This window comes from Variovorax sp. TLI9-5A (assembly GCF_056867935.1).
The window spans coordinates 5,506,967-5,531,361 of the sequence record NZ_CP200310.1; the positions used below are offsets into that span (position 1 = coordinate 5,506,967).

At 69.0% G+C, this 24,395-nt stretch carries 25 protein-coding genes; 14 read left to right on the forward strand and 11 right to left on the reverse strand.

The annotated features are described in order from the left end of the window. Nucleotides 1-16: 16 nt before the first annotated feature. From folK to hda, 3 genes are read right to left on the reverse strand one after another with little or no spacing between them, the layout of a single operon-like run. Entirely contained in the window at nucleotides 17-631 is a 615-nt protein-coding gene (gene folK, locus AC1VNX_RS26255; RefSeq protein WP_483160537.1) for a 2-amino-4-hydroxy-6-hydroxymethyldihydropteridine diphosphokinase, read from the reverse strand. After that, nucleotides 631-2,253, reverse strand: coding sequence for a polynucleotide adenylyltransferase PcnB (gene pcnB, locus AC1VNX_RS26260; RefSeq protein ID WP_483160538.1), 1,623 nt, complete (start codon nucleotides 2,251-2,253; stop codon nucleotides 631-633). Before pcnB ends, folK begins: the two co-directional genes overlap by 1 nt. A gap of 27 nt (nucleotides 2,254-2,280) precedes the next feature. After that, nucleotides 2,281-2,967 (reverse strand): DnaA regulatory inactivator Hda, encoded by a 687-nt coding sequence (gene hda, locus AC1VNX_RS26265; RefSeq protein ID WP_301506698.1) that lies wholly within the window; start codon nucleotides 2,965-2,967, stop codon nucleotides 2,281-2,283. 150 nt (nucleotides 2,968-3,117) lie between these two features. Here hda and purM point away from each other — a divergent pair, with 150 nt between their 5' ends. From purM to AC1VNX_RS26290, 5 genes are all read left to right on the forward strand, one after another. Beyond that, nucleotides 3,118-4,158: a phosphoribosylformylglycinamidine cyclo-ligase gene (purM, locus tag AC1VNX_RS26270; protein ID WP_483160539.1), complete on the forward strand. Its 1,041-nt coding sequence runs from the start codon at nucleotides 3,118-3,120 to the stop codon at nucleotides 4,156-4,158. A gap of 53 nt (nucleotides 4,159-4,211) precedes the next feature. Next, complete coding sequence (locus tag AC1VNX_RS26275) at nucleotides 4,212-5,303, forward strand: AI-2E family transporter (RefSeq protein ID WP_483160540.1); 1,092 nt, start codon at nucleotides 4,212-4,214, stop codon at nucleotides 5,301-5,303. A 126-nt stretch (nucleotides 5,304-5,429) separates the two neighbouring features. Continuing rightward, nucleotides 5,430-5,990, forward strand: coding sequence for a cysteine hydrolase family protein (locus AC1VNX_RS26280; RefSeq protein ID WP_483160541.1), 561 nt, complete (start codon nucleotides 5,430-5,432; stop codon nucleotides 5,988-5,990). Beyond that, a complete protein-coding gene (locus AC1VNX_RS26285; protein ID WP_483160542.1) occupies nucleotides 5,987-6,628 on the forward strand; it encodes a DJ-1/PfpI family protein in 642 nt (213 codons plus the stop codon). Before AC1VNX_RS26280 ends, AC1VNX_RS26285 begins: the two co-directional genes overlap by 4 nt. Next, nucleotides 6,592-7,593: a GlxA family transcriptional regulator gene (locus AC1VNX_RS26290; protein ID WP_483160543.1), complete on the forward strand. Its 1,002-nt coding sequence runs from the start codon at nucleotides 6,592-6,594 to the stop codon at nucleotides 7,591-7,593. Before AC1VNX_RS26285 ends, AC1VNX_RS26290 begins: the two co-directional genes overlap by 37 nt. A gap of 13 nt (nucleotides 7,594-7,606) precedes the next feature. On the opposite strand, the gene AC1VNX_RS26295 is transcribed toward AC1VNX_RS26290, so the two are convergent. The 7 genes from AC1VNX_RS26295 to murJ all read right to left on the reverse strand — a co-directional run bounded on the left by AC1VNX_RS26295 (nucleotide 7,607) and on the right by murJ (nucleotide 14,745). Beyond that, the gene (locus tag AC1VNX_RS26295; RefSeq protein WP_483160544.1) at nucleotides 7,607-9,214 is read right to left on the reverse strand and encodes a M14 family zinc carboxypeptidase; all 1,608 of its coding nucleotides are present in this window, start codon (nucleotides 9,212-9,214) and stop codon (nucleotides 7,607-7,609) included. Nucleotides 9,215-9,408: 194 nt separating this feature from the next. After that, a complete protein-coding gene (locus AC1VNX_RS26300) occupies nucleotides 9,409-10,710 on the reverse strand; it encodes an RNA polymerase sigma factor (RefSeq protein ID WP_483160545.1) in 1,302 nt (433 codons plus the stop codon). After that, a complete protein-coding gene (locus AC1VNX_RS26305; protein WP_483160546.1) occupies nucleotides 10,707-11,135 on the reverse strand; it encodes a YciI family protein in 429 nt (142 codons plus the stop codon). The genes AC1VNX_RS26300 and AC1VNX_RS26305 overlap by 4 nt, the downstream gene beginning before the upstream one ends. Nucleotides 11,136-11,178: 43 nt before the next feature. After that, nucleotides 11,179-11,610, reverse strand: a complete 432-nt coding sequence (locus tag AC1VNX_RS26310) for a YciI family protein (protein ID WP_483160547.1) — start codon at nucleotides 11,608-11,610, stop codon at nucleotides 11,179-11,181. A 137-nt stretch (nucleotides 11,611-11,747) separates the two neighbouring features. Next, nucleotides 11,748-12,176, reverse strand: a complete 429-nt coding sequence (locus AC1VNX_RS26315) for a bleomycin resistance protein (RefSeq protein ID WP_418125034.1) — start codon at nucleotides 12,174-12,176, stop codon at nucleotides 11,748-11,750. Nucleotides 12,177-12,180: 4 nt separating this feature from the next. After that, nucleotides 12,181-13,032, reverse strand: coding sequence for a SirB1 family protein (locus tag AC1VNX_RS26320; RefSeq protein ID WP_418125033.1), 852 nt, complete (start codon nucleotides 13,030-13,032; stop codon nucleotides 12,181-12,183). Between the two features lie 159 nt (nucleotides 13,033-13,191). Next, entirely contained in the window at nucleotides 13,192-14,745 is a 1,554-nt protein-coding gene (murJ, locus tag AC1VNX_RS26325; RefSeq protein ID WP_483160548.1) for a murein biosynthesis integral membrane protein MurJ, read from the reverse strand. Nucleotides 14,746-14,863: 118 nt separating this feature from the next. Between murJ and rpsT the strand changes: the two genes are divergently transcribed. Then, nucleotides 14,864-15,178 carry a 30S ribosomal protein S20 gene (gene rpsT / locus AC1VNX_RS26330; protein ID WP_125947882.1) on the forward strand — a complete coding sequence of 105 codons (315 nt, stop codon included), beginning with the start codon at nucleotides 14,864-14,866 and terminating at the stop codon, nucleotides 15,176-15,178. Nucleotides 15,179-15,326: 148 nt separating this feature from the next. Here the strand turns inward: rpsT and AC1VNX_RS26335 are convergent, their stop codons facing one another. Next, nucleotides 15,327-15,656 carry a DUF3579 domain-containing protein gene (locus AC1VNX_RS26335; protein WP_093049621.1) on the reverse strand — a complete coding sequence of 110 codons (330 nt, stop codon included), beginning with the start codon at nucleotides 15,654-15,656 and terminating at the stop codon, nucleotides 15,327-15,329. A gap of 161 nt (nucleotides 15,657-15,817) precedes the next feature. Here AC1VNX_RS26335 and AC1VNX_RS26340 point away from each other — a divergent pair, with 161 nt between their 5' ends. The 8 genes from AC1VNX_RS26340 (at nucleotide 15,818) to AC1VNX_RS26375 (ending at nucleotide 24,268) form a co-directional block, all read left to right on the forward strand. Continuing rightward, the gene (locus AC1VNX_RS26340) at nucleotides 15,818-17,026 is read left to right on the forward strand and encodes an acetylornithine/succinylornithine family transaminase (protein ID WP_483160549.1); all 1,209 of its coding nucleotides are present in this window, start codon (nucleotides 15,818-15,820) and stop codon (nucleotides 17,024-17,026) included. Then, nucleotides 17,023-17,985, forward strand: a complete 963-nt coding sequence (gene argF / locus AC1VNX_RS26345; RefSeq protein ID WP_483160550.1) for an ornithine carbamoyltransferase — start codon at nucleotides 17,023-17,025, stop codon at nucleotides 17,983-17,985. Before AC1VNX_RS26340 ends, argF begins: the two co-directional genes overlap by 4 nt. Nucleotides 17,986-18,108: 123 nt before the next feature. Then, the gene (locus AC1VNX_RS26350; RefSeq protein ID WP_483160551.1) at nucleotides 18,109-18,423 is read left to right on the forward strand and encodes a YkgJ family cysteine cluster protein; all 315 of its coding nucleotides are present in this window, start codon (nucleotides 18,109-18,111) and stop codon (nucleotides 18,421-18,423) included. A gap of 84 nt (nucleotides 18,424-18,507) precedes the next feature. Next, complete coding sequence (kynB, locus tag AC1VNX_RS26355) at nucleotides 18,508-19,161, forward strand: arylformamidase (protein WP_483160552.1); 654 nt, start codon at nucleotides 18,508-18,510, stop codon at nucleotides 19,159-19,161. Nucleotides 19,162-19,171: 10 nt separating this feature from the next. Continuing rightward, a complete protein-coding gene (gene kynU / locus AC1VNX_RS26360; protein WP_483160553.1) occupies nucleotides 19,172-20,449 on the forward strand; it encodes a kynureninase in 1,278 nt (425 codons plus the stop codon). Continuing rightward, entirely contained in the window at nucleotides 20,446-21,318 is an 873-nt protein-coding gene (gene kynA, locus AC1VNX_RS26365) for a tryptophan 2,3-dioxygenase (RefSeq protein WP_483160554.1), read from the forward strand. Before kynU ends, kynA begins: the two co-directional genes overlap by 4 nt. A gap of 120 nt (nucleotides 21,319-21,438) precedes the next feature. Continuing rightward, nucleotides 21,439-22,947 (forward strand): reverse transcriptase family protein, encoded by a 1,509-nt coding sequence (locus tag AC1VNX_RS26370; protein WP_483160555.1) that lies wholly within the window; start codon nucleotides 21,439-21,441, stop codon nucleotides 22,945-22,947. Nucleotides 22,948-23,017: 70 nt separating this feature from the next. Beyond that, nucleotides 23,018-24,268 (forward strand): SMI1/KNR4 family protein, encoded by a 1,251-nt coding sequence (locus AC1VNX_RS26375; protein WP_483160556.1) that lies wholly within the window; start codon nucleotides 23,018-23,020, stop codon nucleotides 24,266-24,268. Nucleotides 24,269-24,395 lie beyond the last annotated feature (127 nt).

Here is a 24,395-nt window from a genome sequence, read left to right on the forward strand (position 1 = left end):
ACCGCCCGGCGCCCGATCAGCCGCGAATGCGCTCGATGACCTGGCCCGAAACCCGCGCCAACGCCGCGCGCGGCACCTTGTCGGGTGCGATCTCGGCCAGCGGCTTGAGCACGAAGGCGCGGTCCCGCATGCGGGGATGCGGCAGGCTCAGCTTGGGCGTGTCCTTGACCGAATTGCCGTGCATCAGCAGGTCGAGGTCGAGCGTGCGCGGCGCGTTGGGAAAGGGCCGCTCGCGCCCGGCCTGCTCTTCGAGCAGCTGAAGTTCGGAGAGAAATGCCTCGGCCGTCAGCCCGGTGCGCACCGCCACGACGGCATTGATGTAGTCGGGCCCCGAGGATTCGATGGGCGCGCTGCGGTACAGCGACGAACGCGCCGTGACCACGGTGCGCTCGATGGTGCCGATGGCATCCATGGCCGCCTTCACCGACGCCTGGGCGTCGCCCAGGTTGGCGCCGATGGCGACGAAGGCCTGCACGGTCGGGTAGTCCTCCTTCGAGCGGCGCACTGCGGGGCCGCCGCCGGAAGGCCTGGCCTGGGCACGCCTCGCTGGCGGTGCCGCGCGCTTGCCTGCGGGAGCACGCGGCGCGGCGCCCCTCTTGCCGTCGCCCTTGGGCCGATCAGGTTTGTTCATCACTCGCCTGCGGCGCTCCCGCCGCCCTCGCCACCACCGCCACCTCCGGTGCGCGGCTTGCGCCGGCGACGACGCTTGCGCGGCGCCAGGGCTTCGCCATCGGGTGGCACGGCCACGGTCTCGACCTCGTCGCCTTCGTCATTCCGGCCCGCATCGGCGGCGCGGCGCCCCGCCGGCTCGCCGCGCGGCTTCAGGGGCTGCTGGGGCGTCTCGCGCACGCGAACGCGCTGGCGCACCTTCTGTTCCTCGCGCACCTGGTCCAGCAGGTCCTGGCGGCGCATGTCGTCGGCGGTGCTGAATTCCTGCCACCACTCGGCAATGGCTTCACTCACCTCGCCCACGTCGGCGCGCAGGCGCATGAAGTCGAAAGCGGCGCGGAAGCGGGCCTGCTCGACCAGGCTGTAGGGGGTGGAGCCGGTGCGCTTGTCGAAGCGCGGCTGCATCATCCAGATCTCGCGCATGTCGGCGGCCAGCTTGCCGCGGCCCGACACGTCGCCGATGCGGGCATTGAACACGTCGTCGATTGCGTCCTGCAGCGCCGGGAACGGCGCCTGCGCGCGCTGGCCGTTGCGGCCTTCCTGACGCTGGGCCCAGCCGTCGCGCACGTCGGCCCACAGCACGCATGCCAGCAGGAAGCTTGGCGCCACGGGCTTGCCCTCGCTCACGCGGCGGTCGGTGTCCTGCAGGGCGGCCTTCACGAAGGGCTGGTCGGCGCGCTCCACCACCACGTCGAGCAGCGGATAGATGCCGCGGGCCAAGCCGAGCTTGTTGAGTTGCTCGACGGTGGCGATGGCGTGCCCGGTCTGCAGCAGCTTGAGCATCTCGTCGAACAGGCGGCTCTGCGGCACGTCGGCCAGCAGCTTGCTCGACTCGACCAGCGGGGCGGCCGTCTTGGCTTCCATCTTGAAGCCCAGGGCCGCGAGCTTGGCCGAGAAGCGGATGGCGCGGATAATGCGCACCGGGTCCTCGCGGTAGCGCGTGGCCGGGTCGCCGATCATGCGCAGCGTGAGCTTCTGGGCGTCCTTGATGCCGTTGTGATAGTCCACCACCACCTGGTTGGCCGGGTCGTAGTACATGGCGTTCACGGTGAAGTCGCGGCGCGCCGCGTCTTCTTCCTGCGGGCCCCAGACGTTGTCGCGCAGCACCCGGCCACTGGCGTCCACGGCGTGCTTCATGCTGGCAAGCTCGCCCTTGCTGGTGCGCTCGTTGCCCGCCACCTGCTCGGCCGCGGCGTTGTCCATGTAGGCGCGGAAGGTCGAGACCTCGATCACCTCGTGCTCGCGCCCCCGGCCGTACACCACGTGCACGATGCGGAAGCGCCGCCCGATGATGAAGGCGCGCCTGAAGAGCGACTTGACCTGCTCGGGCGTGGCGTTGGTGGCCACGTCGAAGTCCTTGGGGCGCAGCCCCAGCAGCAGGTCGCGCACCGCGCCGCCGACCACATAGGCCTCATAGCCGGCCTGCTGCAGCGTGGTGACCACGTTCTTCGCGCGTTCGTCGACCAGGGCCGGATCGATTCCGTGGACTTCGGCCGGCACCTCCTGGCGCTTGCCGAAGCGGCTCTTGCCCTGCGTGCCGCCGGCACCCTTGCCCAGCAGCTTGTCGATGAATTTCTTGATCATTGTTTGTTGGAAGCCTTGTTCGCTCTTCTATTCGTTTTCGAGCATGGAGCGGATCAGCGGAATGGTGATCGCGCGTTGCGTCTGCAGGGCGTAGCCGTCGAGCTGCGTGAGCAACTCCATCAGGCTGCCGAGGTCGCGGCTGAAGCGGTGCAGCATGTAATCGAGCACGTCGTCCGACAGCATCACGCCGCGCGCGTCGGCGGCCTGGCGCAGCACGGCGCGGCGTTCGCTTTCGCTGAGCACCTGCATGTGGAACACATGGCCCCAGCCGAGACGGGTGCGCAGGTCCTCGCGCAGCGGCAGGTCGGCCGGCGGCAATGCGCCGGCGGCGACCACGCCGCGCTGCAGCGTCTGGGCGTTGACGAACCAGTTGAAGGCCGCGTGCTGCTGCACGGCGGTGTAGAGGTGCACGTCGTCGAGCAGGACGGCGCCCCAGCGCTCGTCGAACTCGGGCGGCTCCAGCAGGCCAGCGTGCAGCCAGCCCACGCTGGCGCCCTGCTCGCGCAGTGCGACACGCACCGATTCGAGCAGATGGGTCTTGCCGCTGCCGCCGTCGCCCCAAAGGTAGGTGGGCACCGGCGAGTGCAGCGCGGGGCTGCCGGCGCCGCCCACCCACACTTGGAGGTGGCGCAGCGCCGCCTCGTTGGGGCCGGCAAAAAAGGCGTCGAAGCTGGGGCCCGTCGCAATGCCGATATCGAGCGCGAGCTGTTTCATCCCGGGAAGGTTCATGGAGGGGGCCGCGAGGGCCCTTAAAATCATCGGGAATTCTATCGGCCCGGCCAACATGGTTACCGGAGCCGCCTTCCGCTTCCACTCTTCACGCCCTTTCGCGTCTTTTCGCGTCCTTTCCGACCCCGACCACCCATGACCTCCTCCACGCCCACCCCGCTCAGCTACAAGGACGCCGGTGTCGACATCGATGCAGGCGACGCCCTGGTCGACCGCATCAAGCCGCTGGCGAAGAAAACCCTGCGCGAAGGCGTGCTGGCCGGCATCGGCGGCTTCGGCGCCCTGTTCGAGGTGCCCAAGCGCTACAAGGAGCCGGTGCTCGTGAGCGGCACCGACGGCGTGGGCACCAAGCTCAAGCTGGCCTTCGAATGGAACATGCACGACACCGTCGGCATCGACCTGGTGGCAATGAGCGTCAACGACGTGCTGGTGCAGGGCGCCGAGCCCCTCTTCTTCCTCGACTACTTCGCCTGCGGCAAGCTCGACGTGGACACGGCCGCTGCCGTGGTCGGCGGCATCGCCCGCGGCTGCGAGCTCTCGGGCTGTGCGCTGATCGGCGGCGAAACCGCCGAAATGCCCGGCATGTACCCGGCCGGCGAATACGACCTGGCGGGCTTCGCGGTCGGCGCGGTCGAGAAGTCGAAGATCCTCACGGGCCAGAACGTCAAGCCCGGCGACGTGGTGCTGGGCCTGGCTTCGGCCGGCGTGCATTCCAACGGCTTCAGCCTGGTGCGCAAGGTGATCGAGCGCGCCGGAGCCGACCTGCCCGCCAACCTCGACGGCAAGCCCTTCCGCGAAGCCGTGATGGAACCCACCCACCTCTACGTGAAGCCCGTGCTCGAAGCGCTGGGCAAGCACCCGATCAAGGCGCTGGCCCACATCACCGGCGGCGGCCTGCTCGAGAACATCCCGCGCGTGCTGCCCGAAGGCACCGCCGCCCATCTCAAGAAGGGCAGCTGGCCTCAGACCGAGCTGTTCGCCTGGCTGCAGAAGGTGGCCGGCATCGACGACATCGAGATGAACCGCACCTTCAACAACGGCATCGGCATGGTGGTGGTGATCGATGCCGCCGAAGCCGCGGCCTGCGCCGCCACGCTGCGCGCAGCCGGTGAAACGGTGTTCGAGATCGGCACGATCGCCGAGCGCGGCGAAGGCGCGGCCGTGGTCGTCGGCTGATCGCCGGCTGCTGCGTCCACTTTTCCGAAGCACAGAGCAAGCACCCGCCCCGGATGGCCAACAAGCCGCAGCCCGCCCCCATCGCCGCAAAGACGGCCCCCGCCTTCCTCCCCGCCGCCTCGCGCGGCGTGACCATCGCCAGCTACCTGCTGATGCTGGGAGCCCTGTTGCTGGTGATGTGGGAGCACCTGCTGCCGGGGCTGCTGTGCGTGTGCATCGGCTTCCTCGTCACGCGCTGGCTCTCGCGCCTGCTGGCCTCGGGGCTGCGGCGCATTCCGGCGCTGGCCAAGCGGCCCGGGAGCGCCGAAGGCTGGGCCGGCGTGCTGGCCGTCACCCTGGTGCTGCTGGCGCCCATCGCCCTGATCACCCTGGCGCTGTCGCAGGCCCGCGAATACATCGTCGACGCGCCCGACCAGTACCGGGAGCTGCTCGACTACACGGCGCGCACCGTGCTGGAGCTGCGCTCCAAGCTGCCGGTCGAGATCGCGGTCTACCTGCCCGAGGGCGCGGCCGAGGTGCAGCGCGTGATCGCCAACTACCTGCGCGCGCAGGCCGGCTCGCTGGCCGTGGCCGGGCGCGCGTGGCTGCACGGCATTCTTTTCTCGTACGTGGGCCTGATCATCGGCAGCCTGGCCGCCGTGGCGCACTCGCCGATGCGGCGTCTGCCGCTGGCCGAACAGCTGCACCAGCGCGTGCAGACCTTCGGCGAAGCCTTCGCCCAGATCGTGGCGGCCCAGTTCTGGATCGCGGCCTTCAACACACTGCTGACGGCCATCTTCCTGCTCTTCGTCATGCCGCTGTGGGACGCGCACCTGCCGTACACGCCGGCGCTCATCACTCTCACCTTCCTGGCCGGGCTGGTGCCGATCGTGGGCAACCTGGTCTGCAACTCGGTGATCACGCTGGTGGGGCTGTCGGTGTCGCCGGTCACGGCTGCCGCCTGCCTGATCTTCCTGATCGTGATCCACAAGGCCGAGTACGTCATCAACGCCAAGGTGGTGGGCGCGCGCACGCAGATGAGCGTGTGGGAGCTGCTGGCCGTGATGTTCGTGGCCGAGGCGGTCTTCGGGCCGGCCGGGCTGGTGGCGGCGCCGTTGTACTACGCGTACCTGAAGAAAGAGCTGCAGGCAGCGGCGCTGGTCTGAGGGGGCTTTCACCCTTCTCGATGTCCTGATCTGATCGATTCTGGTCCGCGCCTGAGCGGAACGGCGGCTGGCGCCCCGGAAGAATAGGCGGCATCATCCACTCCGCTCCCGCCCCGGACGCCCGCCATGAAAACCTGTCTGATAGTGATCGACGCCCAGGAGTCGTTCCGCCAGCGCGCCTACTGGAACGAAAGCCAGGCCGCCCCCTACTTCGCCGCGCAGAACGCGCTGATCGAAGGCTGCGCCGCCGCCGGCCTGCCTGTCGTGCGGGTCTTCCACACCGACGAGCCCTCCGACGTCAGCAACCCCTTCGCGGTCGAATCGGGCCATGTGCGCCCCATCGGCGGGCTGGCCGCCTTCGATGCCGCCGCCACCTTCACCAAGCATCGCCACAGCGCGCTGGTCAACAGCGGGCTGGATGTGTGGCTCACGCAGAACGGCATCGGCCGGCTGATCGTGAGCGGCATCCGTACCGAGCAGTGCTGCGAGACCACCACCCGCCACGCCTCCGACCTGGGCTGGGAGGTCGACTATGTGACCGACGCCACCCTCACCTTCGACATGAAGCACCCCGACGGCAGCCCGCTCGCCGCCGCCGACATCAAGGCCCGCACGGCCGCAGTGCTGCATGGCCGCTTCGCCACCGTCTGCACCGTGGCGCAGGCGCTGGAACGGGCGGTGGCATGAGCGACAGCGCCAGCCTGCGCGTGCTGATCCTCGCCTTCGACGGCGTGGAGGCCCTGGACTTCGCCGGCCCCTTCGAGGTTTTCACCACCGCGAGCCGGGTCAGCCAGCGGATGCGGCCGGGCTCGGCAGCGCCATTCGAGGTCGCCTCGGTGGCACATGTCGCCGCCGGCCAGCCCGTGCAGGCCCGCGCCGGCCTTCAGTTGCTGGCGAACCACGCACTGGCCGGCAGCCCGCCAGCCGACGTGCTGATCGTCCCCGGCGGCGTGGTCGATGCGCCGATGGCCAGCCCCGAGACGCTGCGCTGGATCGCCCGCACCGCAGCCGAAGCGAAGATCGTCGCCTCGGTCTGCACCGGCGCCTTCCTGCTCGCTGCGAGCGGCGTGGTCGCAAACGACGCCGTCACCACCCACTGGGAAGACATCGCTGAACTGCGCGAGCGCTTCCCCTCGCTCAACGTGCGCGAGGACGTGCGCTGGGTTGACAACGGCCGCGTCGTCAGCTCGGCAGGCATCAGCGCCGGCATCGACATGAGCCTGCACCTCGTCGAACGGCTGGCCGGGCGCGAGTTGGCCGAGCGCACCGCGCGCCAGATGGACTACGCATGGAACAGGAACCCGGCGTCCAGCCCATCCGCGTAGTCTTCGTGCTCCTGCCCGGCAGCCTGGTGCTCGACTGGGCTGGGCCGGCCGAGGCGCTGCGCATCGCCAACCAGCGGCTGCGCGCGGCGGGGCGGCCGGAGCGCTTCGTCATCGAGTTCGCCAGCCCCCGGCCGACGGCCATGGGCTCGGTCGGCGTCGCGCTGGCCGGGCTATCGCCCCTGCCGGCGGCGTGGGACGGCCCCGGCTGGGTCGTGCTGGTCGGCCTGCCCGGCGAGCGCATCGCCATCGACAACCCCGAGACGCAGGATCTGCTGCACTGGCTGCGCGGACTGCGCTTCGAGCGCGGCCGGCTGGAACTGGTGACCGTCTGCGCCGGTGCGGTGCTGGCGGCGCACGCAGGCGCCCTGGCCGGCCGTCGCGCCACCACGCATCACCATCACCTGGGCGAGCTGCGCGAAGTGGAGCCGCGCTGCGAGGTGGTGAGCAACCGCGTGTTCGTGATCGACCCGCCGCTCTACAGCAGCGCGGGCGTGACCACCGGCATCGACCTGATCCTGCACCGCATCGGCGAGCTGTGCGGCGAGGCGCTCGCGGCGCAGGTCGCGCAGTCGATGGTGGTGGCGCTGCGCCGGGGCCCGCACGATCCGGAGCTCTCGCCCTTTCTCGCCTACCGCAACCACCTGCACGCCGCGCTGCACCGCGTGCAGGATGCCGTCAGCGAGCAGCCGCAGGCCGACTGGAACGTGCCGCGCATGGCCGAGGTGGCGCACACCTCGGCGCGGCATCTCACGCGGCTCTTCGTCGAGCACGCGGGCGTTGCGCCGCTGGCCTACCTGCGGCGGCTGCGGCTCGCGACGGCGCAGCTGGCGCTGGCCTCGGGCGCGAGCGTGACGCGGGCGGCGGAGCAGTCGGGCTTCGGCTCCGACACGCAGTTGCGCCGCGCGTGGCACCAGTTCGGGCTGCCCGGTTCGCCTTCGGAAGCGGGCTCGTCCTCTCGGGCCTGAGCCGGCTGGCCGCTCAGTGCCAGACGCCGGCGGGCGCCGGCCCCGGCACGCGCAGCAGCCTGTCGTCGCCGATCTCCAGCAGCCGGTTGGCCGCATAACTGTTCTGCGAATCGGGCTCCAGCGCCGCGCTGACCAGCGGCGACAGCGGCTGCGCCAGCGACACGTAGAAGCTGCCCGGCTGCACGACCGCGCGGCCGTGGCGCAGCCGCACGCGGAAGGCGCGGATCGCCTCGCCGTCCTCGATGGCGCCGCGCGCATCCTGCCGCTGGCCGTCGGTCTGCGAGAGGATTTCGTAGCGCTCCACCGACCACGGCGCGGCGTTGTCGATGCGCTCCACGCGCACGCCCAGCATCTGCAGGCGCTGCACGGCCACGGTTTCGCTCGAAGCGAGCAGGTAGCCGCAGGGGCGCGGGCGCGCATTGACGATCTTCAGCGGCTCGGCGGCGCGCCATTCGACGTCGACAGCCTTGTCCTCGCCGGTCCTGGCATCGAGGAATTCGAGGCGCTGACGCGTCGGCGTCTGCCAGGCCTCGACCACCACGTCGCCCTGGCAGGCTTCGGCCTTCGCGCGCTGGCCGGCCTGGGCGGTGAGCTGCATCAGCGCCGGCCCCTGCCGCGCCGCCGTCTCGATGACGGTGGTGGCCGCCAGCACCTGCGTGTGCACGCGGCGCGCGAAATGCGCGCGGCCGAGTCCCACGCCGCGCACCTCGAGCAGCAGGCTCACGGCCTGGTGCAGCGCGCTCACGTTGCGGCCGGTGTCGGGCTGCACGCCGCCCATCGACACGGTGCGGTCGTCGGACTTGCCGCCGGAAGTGGTGTGGTACTTGAAGCCCTGCAGCCCGGCGCGCGCGAAGGCGGCCTGGATGGCGTCGACGTAGTCGCGTTGCGCGCTGGTGGCGATGGCGGCGTCGAGGTTGCCCACGGTGGCGGGCTGCAGCAGGCCGTCGTACTTCATGACGGCGCCGAACTTGTCGATCCAGCGGCCGCCGACGGTGAACTCGTGCAGGTCTAGCACCACCTGCGGCGCGTAGCGCAGTGTGGCCGCCGCGATCACGCGGGCCTCGGGCGTGCGCAGCAGCAAATGGTCGCGATTCACGTCGATGCCGTTGGCGGTGACGCGGGTGAAGCGCTCGGCGCCATCGGGGTTGCCGCGCGGAACCAGAACCAGGTTGACCTTCTTCAGCATCGCGGAGCCCGGCTCGGAGGCGAACTGCTGCGCCAGCGCCAGCACCGCCTCGCCGCCGGCCGGCTCGTTGCCGTGCTGCTGGCCGATCACCATCACCGTGGGCCGGGCCGGATCGACGCGGCCTTGTTCGGCCAGCACCACCAGCGGCATCTCGCGGCCCTGCTGCGACGCCCCGATGCGCTCGATGCGCACGTTGGGCGACTGGCGCGCCAGCTCGTCCAGGAAGGCCAGCATCTCGGCATGCGAGGGGAAGTCGGTGCGGCCCGGGCGAAAGCCGGGCGTGGCGTAGCTCACCGGCGGATCGGGAAAGCGCGCGGCAATGGCCGGCGGCTCGGTCCACACCTTGGCGGGATCGAACTGGGCCAGGGCCGAGGCGGTCGGCAGCAGGGCCAGGCCGGAAACGCACAGGAAGCGGAGGGAGGGGGTGCGCAGCATGGCGCGCATTGTCCTCCGGCGCGACTCGCAGCAGATTCAGATGTGGTTCAGTTCAACCTGTGCCGGCATCCGAAAGCCGCAGGCGCGCCGTCTTCTTCCAGAGATACCGCGGAACCGGCTCCGCCGGGCCGCAGGTATCGCCCCCGGAAGGGGGTTGGCGCAGCGACACGAAGTGCGCGAAGCCTGGGGGCGAGTCAAGTACAAGCCCGGGCGCGTGCCAGCAGCAGCGCACGCTCGCGGGTGTTGCGCGTGAGTGTCGCGGCGCGGTCGAACTCCCGGCGCGCCTCGTCGTGGCGGCCCAGCTTGAAGAGCAGGTCGCCGCGCACGGTCGGCAGCAGGTGGTAGCCCTTGAGCGCGGGCTCGTCCAGCAGCGCGTCGGCCACCTCCAGCCCGGCCGCCGGGCCGAAGGCCATCGACAGCGCGACCGCGCGGTTGAGCTCGACGATGGGCGACGGCGTGAGTTCGGCCAGCGCGTCGTAGAGCGCGGCAATGCGGCCCCAGTCGGTTTCGCCGGCGGTGCGTGCGCGGCCGTGGCAGGCGGCGATGGCGGCCTGCAGCGCATAGGGGCCGAGCGCGCCGCCCTGCGACTCGGCACGCGCCAGCGCCGCGAGGCCGCGACGGATCAACATCTGGTCCCAGCGCGCTCGGTTCTGCTCCAGCAGCAGCACTGGCTCACCCGAAGGTCCCATGCGCGCAGCGGTGCGCGAGGCCTGGATTTCCATCAGCGCCACCAGCCCGTGCACTTCGGACTCCTTCGGCACCAGCTCGGCCACGATGCGGCCCAGTCGCAGCGCCTCTTCGCACAGCGTGGGGCGCATCCAGTCGTCGCCGGCGGTGGCCGAGTAGCCCTCGTTGAAGACCAGGTAGATCACCTCCAGCACCGAGGCCAGCCGCGCCTCGAGCTCGTGCCGGCGCGGCACCTCGAAGGGCACGCGCGCCTCGGCCAGGGTGCGCTTGGCGCGCACGATGCGCTGCGCCACGGTGGCTTCGGGCACGAGGAAGGCGCGCGCGATCTCGTCGGTGGTCAGGCCGCCCATCACCCGCAGCGTGAGCGCCACCCGCGCCTCGGTCGACAGCACCGGGTGGCAGGCGGTGAACACCAGCCGCAGCAGGTCGTCGCCGATGTCGTCGTCCAGCGCGGCATCGACCGCCTCGGCGAAGTCGTCCTGCGCCATCTCGTGCTGCGCGTCGAGCTCGCGGCCGATCTCGCCGGACTTGTGCTCGGCCAGCTGCAGGTGGCGCAAGCGGTCGAGGGCGCGGCGCTTGGCCACGGCCGTGAGCCAGGCGGCGGGATTGTCTGGCACGCCCGATTCGCTCCACTGCTCCAAGGCCAAGACCAGCGCGTCCTGGGCCAGTTCCTCGGCCAGGCCCACGTCGCGCACCATGCGCGCGACGGTGGCGATGATCTTCGCGGACTCGATGCGCCATACCGCCTCGATGGTGCGGTGGATGGCGGCGCTGTCCGCGTGGCCCGCGCGCCCCCCGGCCTGGCTCATGCGCCGGTCTTTTTCTTCACCGTCTGCATCGACGTGAATTCGCTGGCCACTGCCTGCACGTCGGCCGGGAAGTCTTCCATCTCCTGGATCTGGCGCACCTCTATGACCTCGTTGTCGCCGCCGGGGCAGCGGCTGGCCCATTCGATGGCGGCGGCGCGCGAGGGCACGTCGATGATCCAGAAGCCGCCCAGCACTTCCTTCGCCTCGGCGAAGGGGCCGTCGACAACCTTGGGCTTGCGGTTCTTGAAGCTCACGCGCGCGCCCATCGAGGGCGGGTGCAGGCCGTCGCAGCTGACAAGCACGCCGGCCTTCTGCAGCGACTCGTTGTAGGCCATCATGGCCGACACCGCCTCGACGTCGTCGGGAATGGTGCCGGGCGCGGCGGTCTCGTAGCCGTGGGGAATCATCAGCAGCATGAATCGCATGGTGCGTCTCCTTCGGTTCGGTTGCGTTGCACGGGCGGCCGGATCAGGCGCCCGCCTTGGTGCGGGCCTCGGTCTCGGCGCGCAGGCGGTCTTCCTGGGCGAGCAGTTCGGGCGTCATGGCATCGCCGAAGTCGGTGGCCTCGAACACCTGGCGGATCTCGATCTCGCCCTCCTGGAAGGGGCTGCGCTTGATCCACTCGATGGCCTCTTCCTTCGACTTGCACTGGAACAGCCAGAAGCCGGCCAGCAGCTCCTTGGTTTCGGCGAAGGGGCCGTCGATGACCGTGCGCCTGGTGGGACCCTCGCAGCGCACGCGCACGCCCTTGGAGCTGGGGTGCAGGCCCTCGCCCGCCAGCAATACGCCGGCCTTGACCAGCTCCTCGTTGAACTTGCCCATGGCGGTGAGGATTTCGGTGCTGGGCATCACGCCGGCTTCGGAATCGGCGTTGGCCTTGACCAGAATCATGAATCGCATGTCGTTTCTCCTGAAGGTTGATGGTGGTGAAGCGGCTGGGAATCTGCCTGCTCCTGTTCACACGTCGGACGAGCGGAAGCCGGATCGACACGCACACATCGATCCATTTGTAATTTTGTGCTTCCGAAATTGAGGTTTCAGGGCAGATAGCCGCAGAAGCGCAGCACATGGCCATCCGGCTCCCGGATCGCGAATTCGCGCAGCCCCCAGGGCTGGGAGGTGGGTGGCTCGATGACCGTCACGCCGCGCTTCACGTAGGCGGCATGCAGGCCGTCGATGTCCTTGCCGACGTGGATCACGATCTCGCCGCGCCAGGGTTTCGCCTCGCGCGCGTTGCACTGCCACAACCGCAGGTAGACCGGGTCGCCGTAGCTGCGGTCGCCTTTTTTCACCCGGGCGTAGCTGGGCGGCTCGCCGGCGATGAAGTCGAGCTCGAAGCCCAGCACGTCGCGGAACCAGCGCGCGGCGCGCGTGACGTCCGACACCGGCAGCACGGGCTGCACGCCGTGGAATTCATGCAGGGTGCCCAGGTCGGGCGCCGGGCTGACGCCGGCCTGGGTGGTCATTTCTTCAGCTCGCCATGCGGCGCAGCGCGGCGACGCGCTCGGCGATCGCGTCGATGTCCAGGGCGTCCTCGGCCTTAGCCAGGTAGGTTTCGAGGTCGCGCACGGCAGATGCCGTGTTGCCCTGCTCCGCATGCGCGATGCCGCGGTCGCGGTACTCGCCCCAGGCGCTGGGCAGCAGCGCGATCAGGCGGTCCTGCACGGCGATGACGCGCTGCCAGTCTTCCTGCGCGTGGTGCACTTCCTTCAGGTTGCGCAGCATGCGGGCGATGATCTCGCGCGAGCTGGCGGGCTGCAGGTAGAGGCCCAGCGGCACGTCGAAGTCGCCGACCAGGCCGTTGCTGCGCTTGTAAGGCTCCAGCCGCTCGCCGAGTTCTTCGCGCGACAACGACTTGCCGGTGAACGGATCGATCACCACCTGCCCCTTCGGCAGCGTCACCTTGAGCATGAAGTGGCCGGGAAACCCGATGCCCCGCGCCTGCAGGCCCAGCCCCTGCGCCAGCTCCATCCACAGCACGGCCAGCGAGATCGGGATGCCGCGGCGGGTGCGCAGCACGGCGTTCAGGTAGCTGTTGTCGGGGTCGTAGTAGTCGTTGACGTTGCCGCCGAAGTTCAGGTCGTTGAAGAAGAACTGGTTCAGGGCGCGCAAACGGGCCAGCGGCGCGGCGTCGGCGGGCAGGCGGCGGCGCAGGCGGGCAAGGAGCTGGTCGACGTCGCCCAGCACCTGCTGCACGTCGAGATCGGGGTATTCGTCCTGCGCCAGGCTGGCGGCGGCTTCGAGCAGCGGAAACTGTTCGTCGCTGCGGACCAGCGACTCGAAATACTCCAGGGCGGTTGGAACCTGAAAGCTGAACGTCATGTGGCTTTGTAGAGGAGCATTTCCGGAGCGTCAAGGCAGGGACTACTTGGTTCACCCCCAGGCTTGCCCACTTCGTGTGGCCGCCAACCCCCTTCAGGGGGCCGCACCAGCGGCCCTGCAAAGCAGGTTCCGCGGTGCGCGCGAAGAAAAGAGGGTTCGTCAGCGGCGGATGAAGCTTCGCAGCCGCACGCCGACCGCCGCCAGTACGCCGAAATACAGCAGCGCCGAGCCGGCGATCAGAGCGGCCAGCAGGCCGATGCGCAGCAGGCGCTGCTCGCGCAAGGCGACCCAGTCGAAATGCGCCGAGCCCCAGACCAGCAGGCCCGCGAGCACCGCCGTGCCGGCGACGACCTGCAGCGCGAACCTGCCCCAGCCCGGCTCGGGCTTGTAGCTGCCGCGGCGGATCAGGCCGACCAGCAGCCAGGCCGAATTCACCAGCGCGCCGATGGCGATGGTCAGCGTGAGCGCCGCGTGCTGCAGCACCGGCACCAGGAAGACGTTGAGGATCTGCGTCAGCACCAGCACGCCCACTGCGATGAGCATGGGCGTGCGCGTGTCGTGCTTGGCGTAGTAGCCCGGAGCGAGCACCTTCACGGCCACGATGCCGACGAGGCCGACGCCGTAGCCCATCAGCGCCAGGGTGGTGCGGCCCACGTCCTCGCCCGAATAGGCGCCGTTGTGGAAGAGCACCGCCACCAGCGGCTTCGCGAAGAGCAGCAAGGCGATGGCGCACGGCGCCGACAGCAGCACCACGAGGCGCAGGCCCCAGTCGAGCAGCGAGGAATAGCGCGCGTCGTCCTTGGCGGCGCGGGCGCCGGCCAGCTGCGGCATCAGCACCACGCCGAGCGCCACGCCGAGCATGGCGGTGGGGAATTCCATCAGCCGGTCGGCATTGGTGATCCAGGTGACGCTGCCCACCGCCAGATGGGAGGCGATCTGCGTGTTGATGAGCAGCGAGATCTGCGCCACGCTCACGCCCAGAAGCGCGGGCAGCATCAGCTTGAGCACCTTGCGCGTGTTCGGGTCGGTCCAGGCGGTGCGCAGGGCCCGAAGGCTCAGGCCCAGGCGCGGCAGCAGCCCGAGCCTGCGCAATGCCGGAATCTGCATGGCCAGCTGCAGCACGCCGCCGGCCATGACGCCCACGCACTGGGCGTAGATCGGCTCGATGCCCCAGTGCCTGAAAAGCGGCGCGCCGACCAGGATCGACAAAATCAGCGCCACGTTGAGCAGCACCGGCGACGCCGCCGGCACCGCGAATTTGCGCCAGGTGTTGAGAATGCCGCCCGCCAGCGCCACCAGCGACATGAAGCCGATGTACGGGAACATCCAGCGCGTCATGACCACGGCGGCATCGAAGCCGGGCAGTCCGCTGGCCATGGCCCAGACCAGCAGCGGCGCGCCGGCCACGCCAGCCACGCAGACGATCACCAGCGTCCAGGTCAGCAAAGTGGCGACGTGGTCGATGAGCTGGCGGGCGCCCTCGTCCCCCGCTTCGGTCTTGCGGGCGGCCAGCACGGGCACGAAGGCCTGACTGAAGGCGCCTTCGCCGAAGACCCGCCGGAACAGGTTCGGGATGCGGAATGCGACGTTGAAGGCGTCGGTCAGCGCGCTGACGCCGAAAACCGAGGCGAAAAGCACGTCGCGCACGAGGCCCGTGATCCGCGAGGCGAGGGTCAGCAGGGAGACGGTGGAGGCGGATTTGAGCAGGGACACGGGGGCCGAGTTTAGGCCCCGCCGGGGTGCCGAAACGCCCGGATTCGCCGGAAAAGCCAACCCGGCCTATAATGGAGGGCTTTGCTGCATCATCCTCAGACACCTAAGGACATAAATCATGGCATCCGCCAAGCCCAAGAAAAAGAACCCGCGCCTCGCCTCCGGCCGTAAGCGCGTCCGCCAGGACACCAAGCTGAACGCTGCGAACACCTCGCTGCGCTCCAAGTACCGTACCGCTGTCAAGAACGTCGAAAAGGCTGTTCTGGCTGGCGACAAGACCAAGGCAAGCGAACTGTTCGCGAAGGCCCAGAGCATCGTCGACACCGTCGCCGACAAGGGCATCTTCCACAAGAACAAGGCAGCCCGCGACAAGAGCCGCCTGTCGGCCAAGGTCAAGGCCCTCGCCCTCGCGCCTGCAAAGGCCGCCGCCTGACACCTGTCAGGCAAGCCCGGACCGGAATCCTCCGGTCCGCCGTTTGATCGGGGTGCGCTGCAGCAAAGTGTAAAAAACCGCCTTCGGGCGGTTTTTTCATGCCCGTTCGATTTGCGCCCCCAGGGCGACGGGCAAGAAAAAAGGCCGCTCAGGCCTTCTTGGGGGGGATGGGCGTGTCGGGCACCAGACAGGCTTCGGCTACCTGCAGGTCGTTGTCTCTCGCGAAGTTCACGCAGAAATCCCAGGCCATCGGCTCGGCATCGCGCAATTCGCGGTTCACGATCACGCACTTCACGCCGTTGATGGTCGTCGGAATGCACCAGGGCGAGTAGCTCAGGTGGCTGCCCGGATAGGCGCCACCGGGGCGAAAAGAGCACATGACACCGGCCAGACGCTCGGCCCAATCGCTCGGACGGAAGGTCCGGCCATCCTTGGTGATGCCCTGGATGAAGATTTCTTTGGCTGTGGGGGAAATCATCGTTGAATGAAGCGACCGGAGCAGGTGCTGCGGTGCAGCAAGCGATTCTATCCGCGCCCCTTTTTGCATCCTGAACATGGGGCATTGCTGTGATGCGCAATCCTCAACGAAGCCGTCAAACCACGCGCCTAGAATCCGCCTTCCCTATCTGGAGAACCCGAATGAGCGCTACCGCCCAGCCCACCTCGCCCCACGTCATGAACACCTACGGTCGCCTGCCGATCGCACTGTCGCACGGTCAGGGCTGCCGAGTCTGGGACACCGCGGGCAAGGCCTACCTCGACGGCCTCGGCGGCATCGCGGTGAACACGCTGGGCCACAACCACCCCGAGCTGGTGCCCGCCCTGCAGGACCAGCTGACCAAGCTGATCCACAGCTCCAACTACTACCACGTGACCGGCCAGGAACAGCTCGCCACCAAGCTGACCGAAATCTCCGGCCTCACCAACGCCTTCTTCTGCTGTACCGGCCTCGAAGCCAACGAAGCCGCCCTGAAGCTGGCGCGCAAGTTCGGCCACGACAAGGGCATCGAGCGCCCCGAGATCGTCGTCTACGAAGCCGCCTTCCACGGCCGCAGCATCGCCACCCTCTCGGCCACCGGCAATCCCAAGGTGCAGGCCGGCTTCGGCCCGCTGGTCGAGGGCTTCATCCGCGTGCCGCTGAACGACATCGAGGCGCTGAAGAAGGCCACCGAAGGCAACCCGAACGTGGTCGCCGTGTTCTTCGAAACCATCCAGGGCGAAGGCGGCATCAACCCGATGCGCTGGGAATACCTGAAGCAGGTGCGCCAGCTGTGCGACGAGCGCGACTGGCTCATGATGATCGACGAGGTGCAGTGCGGCATGGGCCGCACCGGCAAGTGGTTCGCCCACCAGTGGGCGGGCATCAAGCCCGACGTCATGCCGCTGGCCAAGGGCCTGGGCTCGGGCGTGCCGATCGGCGCCGTGGTGGCCGGCCCCAAGGCCGCCAACATCTTCGGCCCGGGCAATCACGGCACCACCTTCGGCGGCAACCCGCTCGCCATGCGTGCCGGCGTCGAGACCATCCGCATCATGGAAGAGCACAAGCTGCTCGAAAACGCCGCCACCGTGGGCGCCCACCTGAAGGCCGCGCTGGAGCGCGAACTCGGCGACCTGCCCGGCGTGAAGGAAGTGCGCGGCCAGGGCCTGATGATCGGCATCGAGCTCGACCGCCCCTGCGGCGTGATCCTCAACCGCGCCTGCGACGCCGGCCTGTTGCTGAGCGTCACGGCCGACAAGGTGATCCGCCTCGTGCCGCCGCTCATCCTGAGCATCGCCGAGGCCGACGAGATCGTCGCGATCCTGGCGCCCATCGTCAAAAACTTCCTCTCGGAGCCTGCAGCCCAATGACGACGACCGCGCCCGCAGCCATCCGGCACTACCTGCAGTTCTCGGACTTCACCGCCGAGGAGTACGCCTACCTCTTCGATCGCATGGCGATCATCAAGAAGAAGTTCAAGACCTACGAAAAGCACCAGCCGCTGGTCGACCGCACGCTGGCCATGATCTTCGAGAAGGCCAGCACGCGCACCCGCGTGAGCTTCGAGGCCGGCATGTACCAGCTCGGCGGCAGCGTCGTGCACCTGACCACCGGCGACAGCCAGCTCGGCCGCGCCGAGCCCATCGAGGACAGCGCCAAGGTCATCAGCCGCATGGTCGACATCGTGATGATCCGCACCTATGAGCAGACCAAGATCGACGCCTTCGCCGCGCACTCGCGCGTGCCCGTCATCAACGGCCTGACCAACGAGTTCCACCCCTGCCAGATCCTGGCGGACATCTTCACCTACATCGAGCACCGCGGATCCCACGGCACCGGAGGCGACGTGCTTTCCTGCCTCAAGGGCAAGACGGTGGCGTGGGTGGGCGACGGCAACAACATGGCCAACACCTGGCTGCAGGCAGCCGAAATTTTGGGCTTCACGGTGCACGTGAGCACGCCCAGCGGCTACGAGGTGGACCAGTCGATCGCCGGTATCCGCTCGGGCGACAGCTACAAGGTCTTCAAGGACCCGATGGAAGCCTGCCGCGGCGCCGACCTCGTCACCACCGACGTCTGGACCAGCATGGGCTACGAAGCCGAGAACGAGGCCCGCCGCAAGGCTTTTGCCGACTGGTGCGTCGACGAGGAAATGATGCGCGCGGCCCAGCCCGACGCCCTCTTCATGCACTGCCTGCCCGCCCACCGCGGCGAGGAAGTGCAGGCCGAGGTCATCGACGGCCCGCAGTCGGTGGTGTGGGACGAGGCCGAGAACCGCCTTCACGCCCAGAAGGCGCTGATGGAGTTCCTGCTGCTCGGCAAGTTATAGACAGACCCCCAGGCTCCACGCACTTCGTGTCGCTTCGCCGCCCCCTCGCCGGGGGCAACACCAGCGGCCCGGCAGAGCCGGTTCCGCGGTGTTCCTGGAACAGACCGTCAACTTGACCTCGCCATGAATGATTGCCAGCAATGCGGCGCCTGCTGCGCCAGCTACCGCGTCGACTTCAGCGTGTACGAGCTCGACGACAATGGCGGCAAGGTGCCTTCGGGCCTCACCGTCGAGGTGAATGACACCATCTGCCGCATGCGCGGCACCGACCATGCGTCGCCGCGATGCGCCGCGCTCACCGGAAAGATCGGCCAGTCGGTGGGCTGCGGCATCTACGAATGGCGGCCCAATCCGTGCCACGAGCTGGAGGCCGGCAGCGATGCCTGCGAGCGGGCGCGAGCCCGGCATGGCCTCCCGGCGCTGTCGTCGCTGCACTGACTGACTGCTCCGGCTTCAACTCGTCACGCATGGTGTTGGAAATAACCGACACCACGCCCCCTCGCCCGGCGCTACCTTCGCGCCATGCGTTCACAGCAACCCCGCCCCCGCATCTGGGACATCTCACCGCCCGTGCATGAAGGCGCGCCAGTGTTTCCCGGCGACACGCCCTACCAGCAGCGTTGGGCCGCGACCATTTCGCCGGGCTGCCCGGTCAACGTCAGCGAGATCAAGCTCTCGCCCCATGTCGGCGCCCATGCCGACGCGCCGCTGCACTACGACCCCGAAGGCCAGACCATCGGCGATGTCGACCTCACGCCCTTCCTCGGCCCCTGCCGGGTGATCCACGCCATCGACAAGGGCCCGCTGATCGAGTGGGAGCACATCTCCCATGCCGTCGACAGCACCCTGCCGCAGCGCGTGCTGCTGCGCACCTACGCCGCCATGCCCGTCGGCCGCTGGGACCCCGAACTCGCCGCCTACGCCCCCGCCACCGTCGAGCGCCTGGCCGCCATGGGCGTGAAGCTCATCGGCATCGACACCGCCAGCATCGACCCGGCCGACAGCAAGACGCTGGAAAGCCACCAACGCATCCGCCGCCTCGACCTGCGCGTGCTCGAGAACCTCGTGCTCGACGACGTTCCCGAAGGCGACTACGAACTCATCGCGCTGCCGCTGAAGCTGGTGAGCGCCGATGCCTCCCCCGTTCGCGCCGTGCTGCGCGAACTCCCTCGCTGAAACCTCCACCATGACGACTCTTGCAGACTGCCGCGCGCTAGACGCGCAAGACCCGCTGCGCGCCTTGCGCGACCAATTCACCATTCCCGAGGGCGTGCTCTACCTCGACGGCAACTCGCTCGGCGTGATGCCCAAGGCCGCTCCCGCACGCATCGCCGAGGTCGTGACCAAGGAATGGGGCGAAGGCCTCATCCGATCGTGGAACACCGCGAGCTGGTTCGACCTGCCCCAGCGCCTGGGCGACAAGGTGGCCCGCCTGATCGGCGCCGCGCCCGGCGAGGTGGTGTGCACCGACAGCACCTCGGTCAATCTCTACAAGGTGCTGTTCGCGGCGCTCTCGCAGCAAAAGGACAGCGGCCGCAAGCTGGTCGTCAGCGAGCGCAGCAACTTTCCGACCGACCTCTACATCGCCGAATCGCTGTGCCGCGAGCGAGGCTTCACGCTCAAGCTGATCGACGCGAGCGAATTGCCCGGCGTGCTGACAGAGGATGTGGCCGTGCTGATGCTCACGCACGTCAACTACCGCACCGGCGCCATGCACGACATGAAGGCCGTCACCGCCGCAGCGCACGCCGTGGGCGCGCTCACGGTGTGGGACCTCGCGCACAGCGCGGGCGCCGTGCCCGTGGCGCTGAACGACAGCGATGCCGACTACGCCATCGGCTGCGGCTACAAGTACCTCAATGGCGGCCCCGGCGCCCCGGCCTTCGCCTGGGTGCACACGAAGCATGCGGGCCAGTTCGAGCAGCCGCTGTCCGGCTGGTGGGGCCACGCGGCGCCCTTCGAGTTCACGCCGCACTACCGCCCTGCCCCGGGCGTGGGCCGCTATCTCTGCGGCACGCAGCCGATCATCGCGCTGGCCGGGCTCGAATGCGGGCTCGACACGGTGCTCGCGGCCGAGTCCTTCAACGGCGACTTCGGTGCGATGTCCGCTCTGCGCGCCAAGTCTCTCGCGCTGACCGACATGTTCATCAGGCTGGTCGAGGAGCGCTGCGCCGGCCAGGGCCTCTCGCTGGTCACGCCGCGAGAGCATGCGCAGCGCGGCTCGCAGGTGTGCCTGAGCAGGGAGGAAGGGGCATACGCCATCGTGCAGGCGCTGATCGCGCGCGGCGTGATCGGCGACTACCGCGCCGGCGACTCGCAGATGCCCGACATCCTGCGCTTCGGCTTCACGCCGCTGTACATCGGCTTCGAGGACGTGTGGAACTCGGTCGAGCACCTCGTGCAGGTGCTCGAGACCGGCGAGTGGCGACGCCCTGAATTCAACCGCAAGAACGCAGTGACATGAGCGCCGATCAGAGCACCGACAAGAACCCCGCGACGAGCCCCGAGAGCATCGTCCACGAAGAGAAGGCCCAGCTGGACTTCAGCAAGTCCATGAGCTACGGCGACTACCTGCACCTCGACGAGATCCTCAGCGCGCAGCATCCGCTCTCGCCCGCGCACGACGAGCTGCTGTTCATCGTGCAGCACCAGACCAGCGAACTCTGGATGAAGCTGATGCTTCACGAGCTGCACGCCGCCATCGCCTGCATTGCCGAAGAGAAGCTGCCCGACGCCTTCAAGATGCTCGCGCGCGTGAGCCGCATCATGGAACAGCTGGTCAACGCGTGGACCGTGCTGTCGACCATGACGCCGCCCGAATACACGGCGATGCGGCCCTACCTCGCCAACTCCAGCGGCTTCCAGAGCGCGCAGTACCGCTGCATCGAGTTCGCGCTCGGCAACAAGAACGCCGCGATGCTCAAGCCGCACGCGCACCGCACCGACCTGCTGGCGCAGGTCGATGCCGCGTACCGCGCGCCGTCGCTGTACGACGAGTCGCTGCGCCTGCTGGCGCGCCACGGCCTGCCCGTGCCCGCCGACCGGCTGGACCGCGACTGGACCCAGCCTTACGAATCCAGCGACGGCGTGGAAGCGGCCTGGCTCACGGTCTATCGCAACCCGCACGACCACTGGGACCTCTACCAGCTCGGCGAGAAGCTCACCGACCTGGAAGACGCCTTCCGCCTCTGGCGCTTCCGCCATGTGACCACGGTCGAACGCGTGATCGGCTTCAAGCGCGGCACCGGCGGCACCGGCGGCGTGAGCTACCTGCGCAAGATGCTCGACGTGGTGCTGTTTCCCGAGATCTGGAAGCTGCGCACCGATCTGTAGCCGTAGCCGTGCCGCAAGGCCGGCTCCTACAATCCGCCCGGCACCGGCACTTCAAGACTCGACAAGGCCCTGCGATCCGTCGCCCGGTCTTGTGCTGCGGGGTAACCCCGTGGCGGATGGATGGCTTCGCATTCCGGCGCGCAAGCGGAACTGCGCATTCGCGCAGCACAGCTGGCGCCTCACCGGCTGGTTGAAGGGCCTGGTGCCACCACCTTCACCGGCTTCGCCGCCTCGGGATTCATGACGCGTGAACTGAGCTACAGGGAGTGGATCGCACGCAGCCTCGCACGCGCATTGCTCGCCGACGCGAGGCAGCCCGGCGGCACCGAACCGGGCGCGCTGCGGGCGCGGGCCGCAGCGACTCTGGGCGCCGACGCGCCATGGCTCAAACCGCTGGCGCAGGCCCTGGGCAACAGATCGCAGGCCACCTGGCGGCGCACCGACCTGCCCGCGCTGGCCAGGGCGATCCACGACATGCCCGAGTTAGATGCGGCCTTCGAGCAGAACGAGCCGCCGCGCGTGCGGCGCATCATCCTGCGGCCCGCGCAGATGCTCCCGCGCCCGATGGGGCTGGACCATTTCGCGCTGCCGCACATCCCCACGCTGGCCGAGCTTGCGCAATGGCTGGAGCTCGATGCAGACCGGCTGGCGTGGCTCACCTCCGCTGCGCAGGCCTTCCGCGCTCCGACCGATCCGGACACCCGGCAGCCCGCGTCGCACTACCGCTACCAGCTCCAGCCCAAGCGCCTCGGCGGCCTGCGCCTGCTCGAGATTCCAAAGGCCGACCTGAAACGCGCGCAACGCCGCATCCTCGACGACCTGCTGCGGCACGTACCCGCACACGAGGCGGTGCACGGCTTCGTGCCAGGTCGCTCGGTCGCAAGCCATGCGGCGGCGCACGCGGGCAAGGAAGTGGTGATCGGCTTCGATCTGCGCGACTTCTTCCCCGGCATCCGCGCCTCGCGCGTGCACGCGACGTGGCGCACGCTGGGCTATCCCGAGGGCGTGGCGCGCGCCCTCACCGCCCTGTGCACGCACCGCACCGACGACGCGGTGATCGAGCGGCTGCGCGACGACGGCGGGCTCGACTGGATCGGTGCCAAGCGCCTTGCCGCCCCGCACCTGCCGCAGGGCTCGCCCTGCTCGCCCGCGCTGGCCAACCTGTGCGCCTTCAGGCTCGACCTTCGGCTCGAAGGCCTGGCGTGGGTCTTCGGCGCCAGCTACACGCGCTATGCCGACGATCTGGTGTTCTCTGGGCCGGCCTCGCTGCGCGCGCAGTTCAACGCCCTGCGCGCCTGGGTGAGCGGCATCGCGGCCGACGAGGGATTCGAGCTTCATCCGCGCAAGATTCGCTGCATGCCGCGGCACCGCCAGCAGCGCGTGACCGGCGTGGTGGTCAACGACAAGGCCAACACGCCGCGCGAGGACTTCGACCGGCTCAAGGCGGTGCTCCATCGCTGCGCAACGCAAGGCCCGGCCAGCCAGAACCGCGCGAAGGTCGACGACTTTCGCGGCCACCTGCTGGGCCGCATCGCATGGATCGGCCAGTTCAGCGCGACGCGCAAGACAAGGCTGATGCGACTGTTCGATCGCATCGACTGGACGGACGCCACGCAAACGCCCTCATGAAGCTGGGGTGGACCGGATTGCCCCGCGAGCGCAAAGCGCTACATTTTTGAAAACAACGGAGGCCCCTGCAATGAACGACATCCGGTTCACACCCGACGAGCTCTCCACCCTGCGCGAACACGGCATCGTGCTGTTTGCCGACCGCGTGATATTCGACGCGCAGCCGCCGATGCCGCAGCAGCAGATCGATGCGGTGCAAGCCCTTTGCTCAGGCCCTCTTCCCGAAGCACTGGTCGCGCTCTGGCGGGAAACCGCCGGTGGGCGCCTCGACTACGACCTGTCGCTGGAGATGAACGGCAACCTCGAGGGCATCAGCTGGAGCGAGCTCTTCTGGAACGGCAGCGACGGCTACAACGACCTGCAGGGCTGGATAGAGCACGAGCAGGAACTGGCCCAGGAGGCCGCCGAGGAAAGCGGTACGCCCTGGAGCGGCAAGCTCACGCACCTGCCCTTCGGCGGATTCGAGTACACCGACCGCGTCTACGCCGTGGTCGAGCCCGGCGCCGGGCACGGGCAGATCGTCGCCTGGAAGAAAGGCCTGCCGCCGGCCTGGACGCACGCGCTGCACGAAGACACCGTGAACACCATCGCGCCCGACCTGCTCGGCGCCTTTGCGGCGCTGCGCCTGGACGAGGACCCGCTCGCGCCCACCAGCGACTACTTCTCGGGCCAGACGCTGCTCGGCTACCTCGACGACCGGCACGAGGACCACGGGCTCGACCTCGACCTGATGGACAAGCTGGTGACCTTCTACTGCCGCGCCGTCGTCGACTGGCGCACGCCGCTGGCCGAGGGCACGCTGCGCCACAAGCCGCAGTTGGCGCGCGTGGCCCTGCGCCATGCGATCGGAACGGACGATCCCCGGCTGGTCGCCGAACTCGCCGCGGCGGGCGTGGACTTCGGCGGGCCGCACCAGGGCAGCGCGCTGGCCACCGACGTCGCGGTGGGCCACGGCGCCTTCGCCGCCGCAGCCGCGCTGGTGCGCGCGGGCGCGCCGGTGGCGGCCGATGCGCTGCGCAACATCGACGGGCAGATCGCGCCCGAACTCACGGCCGCGCTGCTGGAAAACGGCGCGGAGCCCAACGTGGCGGCCATCGTCAAGTGCGCGGCCTGCGGCGCGCCCGCGAGCGCGCACCTGATCGCGGATGCATGCGCGAAGGCGGGCATCGACGTGCCGCCCGCGTTCGTCGCGGAGCGCGACGCGATGCTGCTCGAACTGGAAACCGCGCTCGCGAAGATGCAGGACGGCAAGTACGGGCACTACCTCGGGCAGGAAGGGCTGGCCGAGCGCATCGAGCATCTGCAGACCTTCAGGTTATAGACCGGATCTCCCCCAGCTTCGCGCACTTCGTGTCGCTGCGCCAACCCCCTCACCGGGGGCAACACCTGCGGCCCGGCAAAGCCGGTTCCGCGGCGTTCCTGGCACCGGTGCCCGTTCCACGGGCACC

Bases quoted from the DNA above. Each gene is read 5' to 3' on its own strand.
- AC1VNX_RS26300 (WP_483160545.1), bottom strand. From the start codon at position 10,710: ATGAGCCAGGCCGGGGGGCGCGCGGGCCACGCGGACAGCGCCGCCATC.
- kynA (WP_483160554.1), top strand. From the start codon at position 20,446: ATGAGCGCCGATCAGAGCACCGACAAGAACCCCGCGACGAGCCCCGAG.
- AC1VNX_RS26285 (WP_483160542.1), top strand. From the start codon at position 5,987: ATGAGCGACAGCGCCAGCCTGCGCGTGCTGATCCTCGCCTTCGACGGC.
- AC1VNX_RS26275 (WP_483160540.1), top strand. From the start codon at position 4,212: ATGGCCAACAAGCCGCAGCCCGCCCCCATCGCCGCAAAGACGGCCCCC.
- argF (WP_483160550.1), top strand. From the start codon at position 17,023: ATGACGACGACCGCGCCCGCAGCCATCCGGCACTACCTGCAGTTCTCG.
- hda (WP_301506698.1), bottom strand. From the start codon at position 2,967: ATGAAACAGCTCGCGCTCGATATCGGCATTGCGACGGGCCCCAGCTTC.
- rpsT (WP_125947882.1), top strand. From the start codon at position 14,864: ATGGCATCCGCCAAGCCCAAGAAAAAGAACCCGCGCCTCGCCTCCGGC.
- pcnB (WP_483160538.1), bottom strand. From the start codon at position 2,253: ATGATCAAGAAATTCATCGACAAGCTGCTGGGCAAGGGTGCCGGCGGC.
- AC1VNX_RS26350 (WP_483160551.1), top strand. From the start codon at position 18,109: ATGAATGATTGCCAGCAATGCGGCGCCTGCTGCGCCAGCTACCGCGTC.
- AC1VNX_RS26340 (WP_483160549.1), top strand. From the start codon at position 15,818: ATGAGCGCTACCGCCCAGCCCACCTCGCCCCACGTCATGAACACCTAC.
- AC1VNX_RS26320 (WP_418125033.1), bottom strand. From the start codon at position 13,032: ATGACGTTCAGCTTTCAGGTTCCAACCGCCCTGGAGTATTTCGAGTCG.
- AC1VNX_RS26315 (WP_418125034.1), bottom strand. From the start codon at position 12,176: ATGACCACCCAGGCCGGCGTCAGCCCGGCGCCCGACCTGGGCACCCTG.
- AC1VNX_RS26335 (WP_093049621.1), bottom strand. From the start codon at position 15,656: ATGATTTCCCCCACAGCCAAAGAAATCTTCATCCAGGGCATCACCAAG.
- AC1VNX_RS26280 (WP_483160541.1), top strand. From the start codon at position 5,430: ATGAAAACCTGTCTGATAGTGATCGACGCCCAGGAGTCGTTCCGCCAG.
- AC1VNX_RS26370 (WP_483160555.1), top strand. From the start codon at position 21,439: ATGGCTTCGCATTCCGGCGCGCAAGCGGAACTGCGCATTCGCGCAGCA.
- AC1VNX_RS26310 (WP_483160547.1), bottom strand. From the start codon at position 11,610: ATGCGATTCATGATTCTGGTCAAGGCCAACGCCGATTCCGAAGCCGGC.
- kynU (WP_483160553.1), top strand. From the start codon at position 19,172: ATGACGACTCTTGCAGACTGCCGCGCGCTAGACGCGCAAGACCCGCTG.
- kynB (WP_483160552.1), top strand. From the start codon at position 18,508: ATGCGTTCACAGCAACCCCGCCCCCGCATCTGGGACATCTCACCGCCC.
- AC1VNX_RS26290 (WP_483160543.1), top strand. From the start codon at position 6,592: ATGGAACAGGAACCCGGCGTCCAGCCCATCCGCGTAGTCTTCGTGCTC.
- AC1VNX_RS26305 (WP_483160546.1), bottom strand. From the start codon at position 11,135: ATGCGATTCATGCTGCTGATGATTCCCCACGGCTACGAGACCGCCGCG.
- AC1VNX_RS26295 (WP_483160544.1), bottom strand. From the start codon at position 9,214: ATGCTGCGCACCCCCTCCCTCCGCTTCCTGTGCGTTTCCGGCCTGGCC.
- folK (WP_483160537.1), bottom strand. From the start codon at position 631: ATGAACAAACCTGATCGGCCCAAGGGCGACGGCAAGAGGGGCGCCGCG.
- AC1VNX_RS26375 (WP_483160556.1), top strand. From the start codon at position 23,018: ATGAACGACATCCGGTTCACACCCGACGAGCTCTCCACCCTGCGCGAA.
- purM (WP_483160539.1), top strand. From the start codon at position 3,118: ATGACCTCCTCCACGCCCACCCCGCTCAGCTACAAGGACGCCGGTGTC.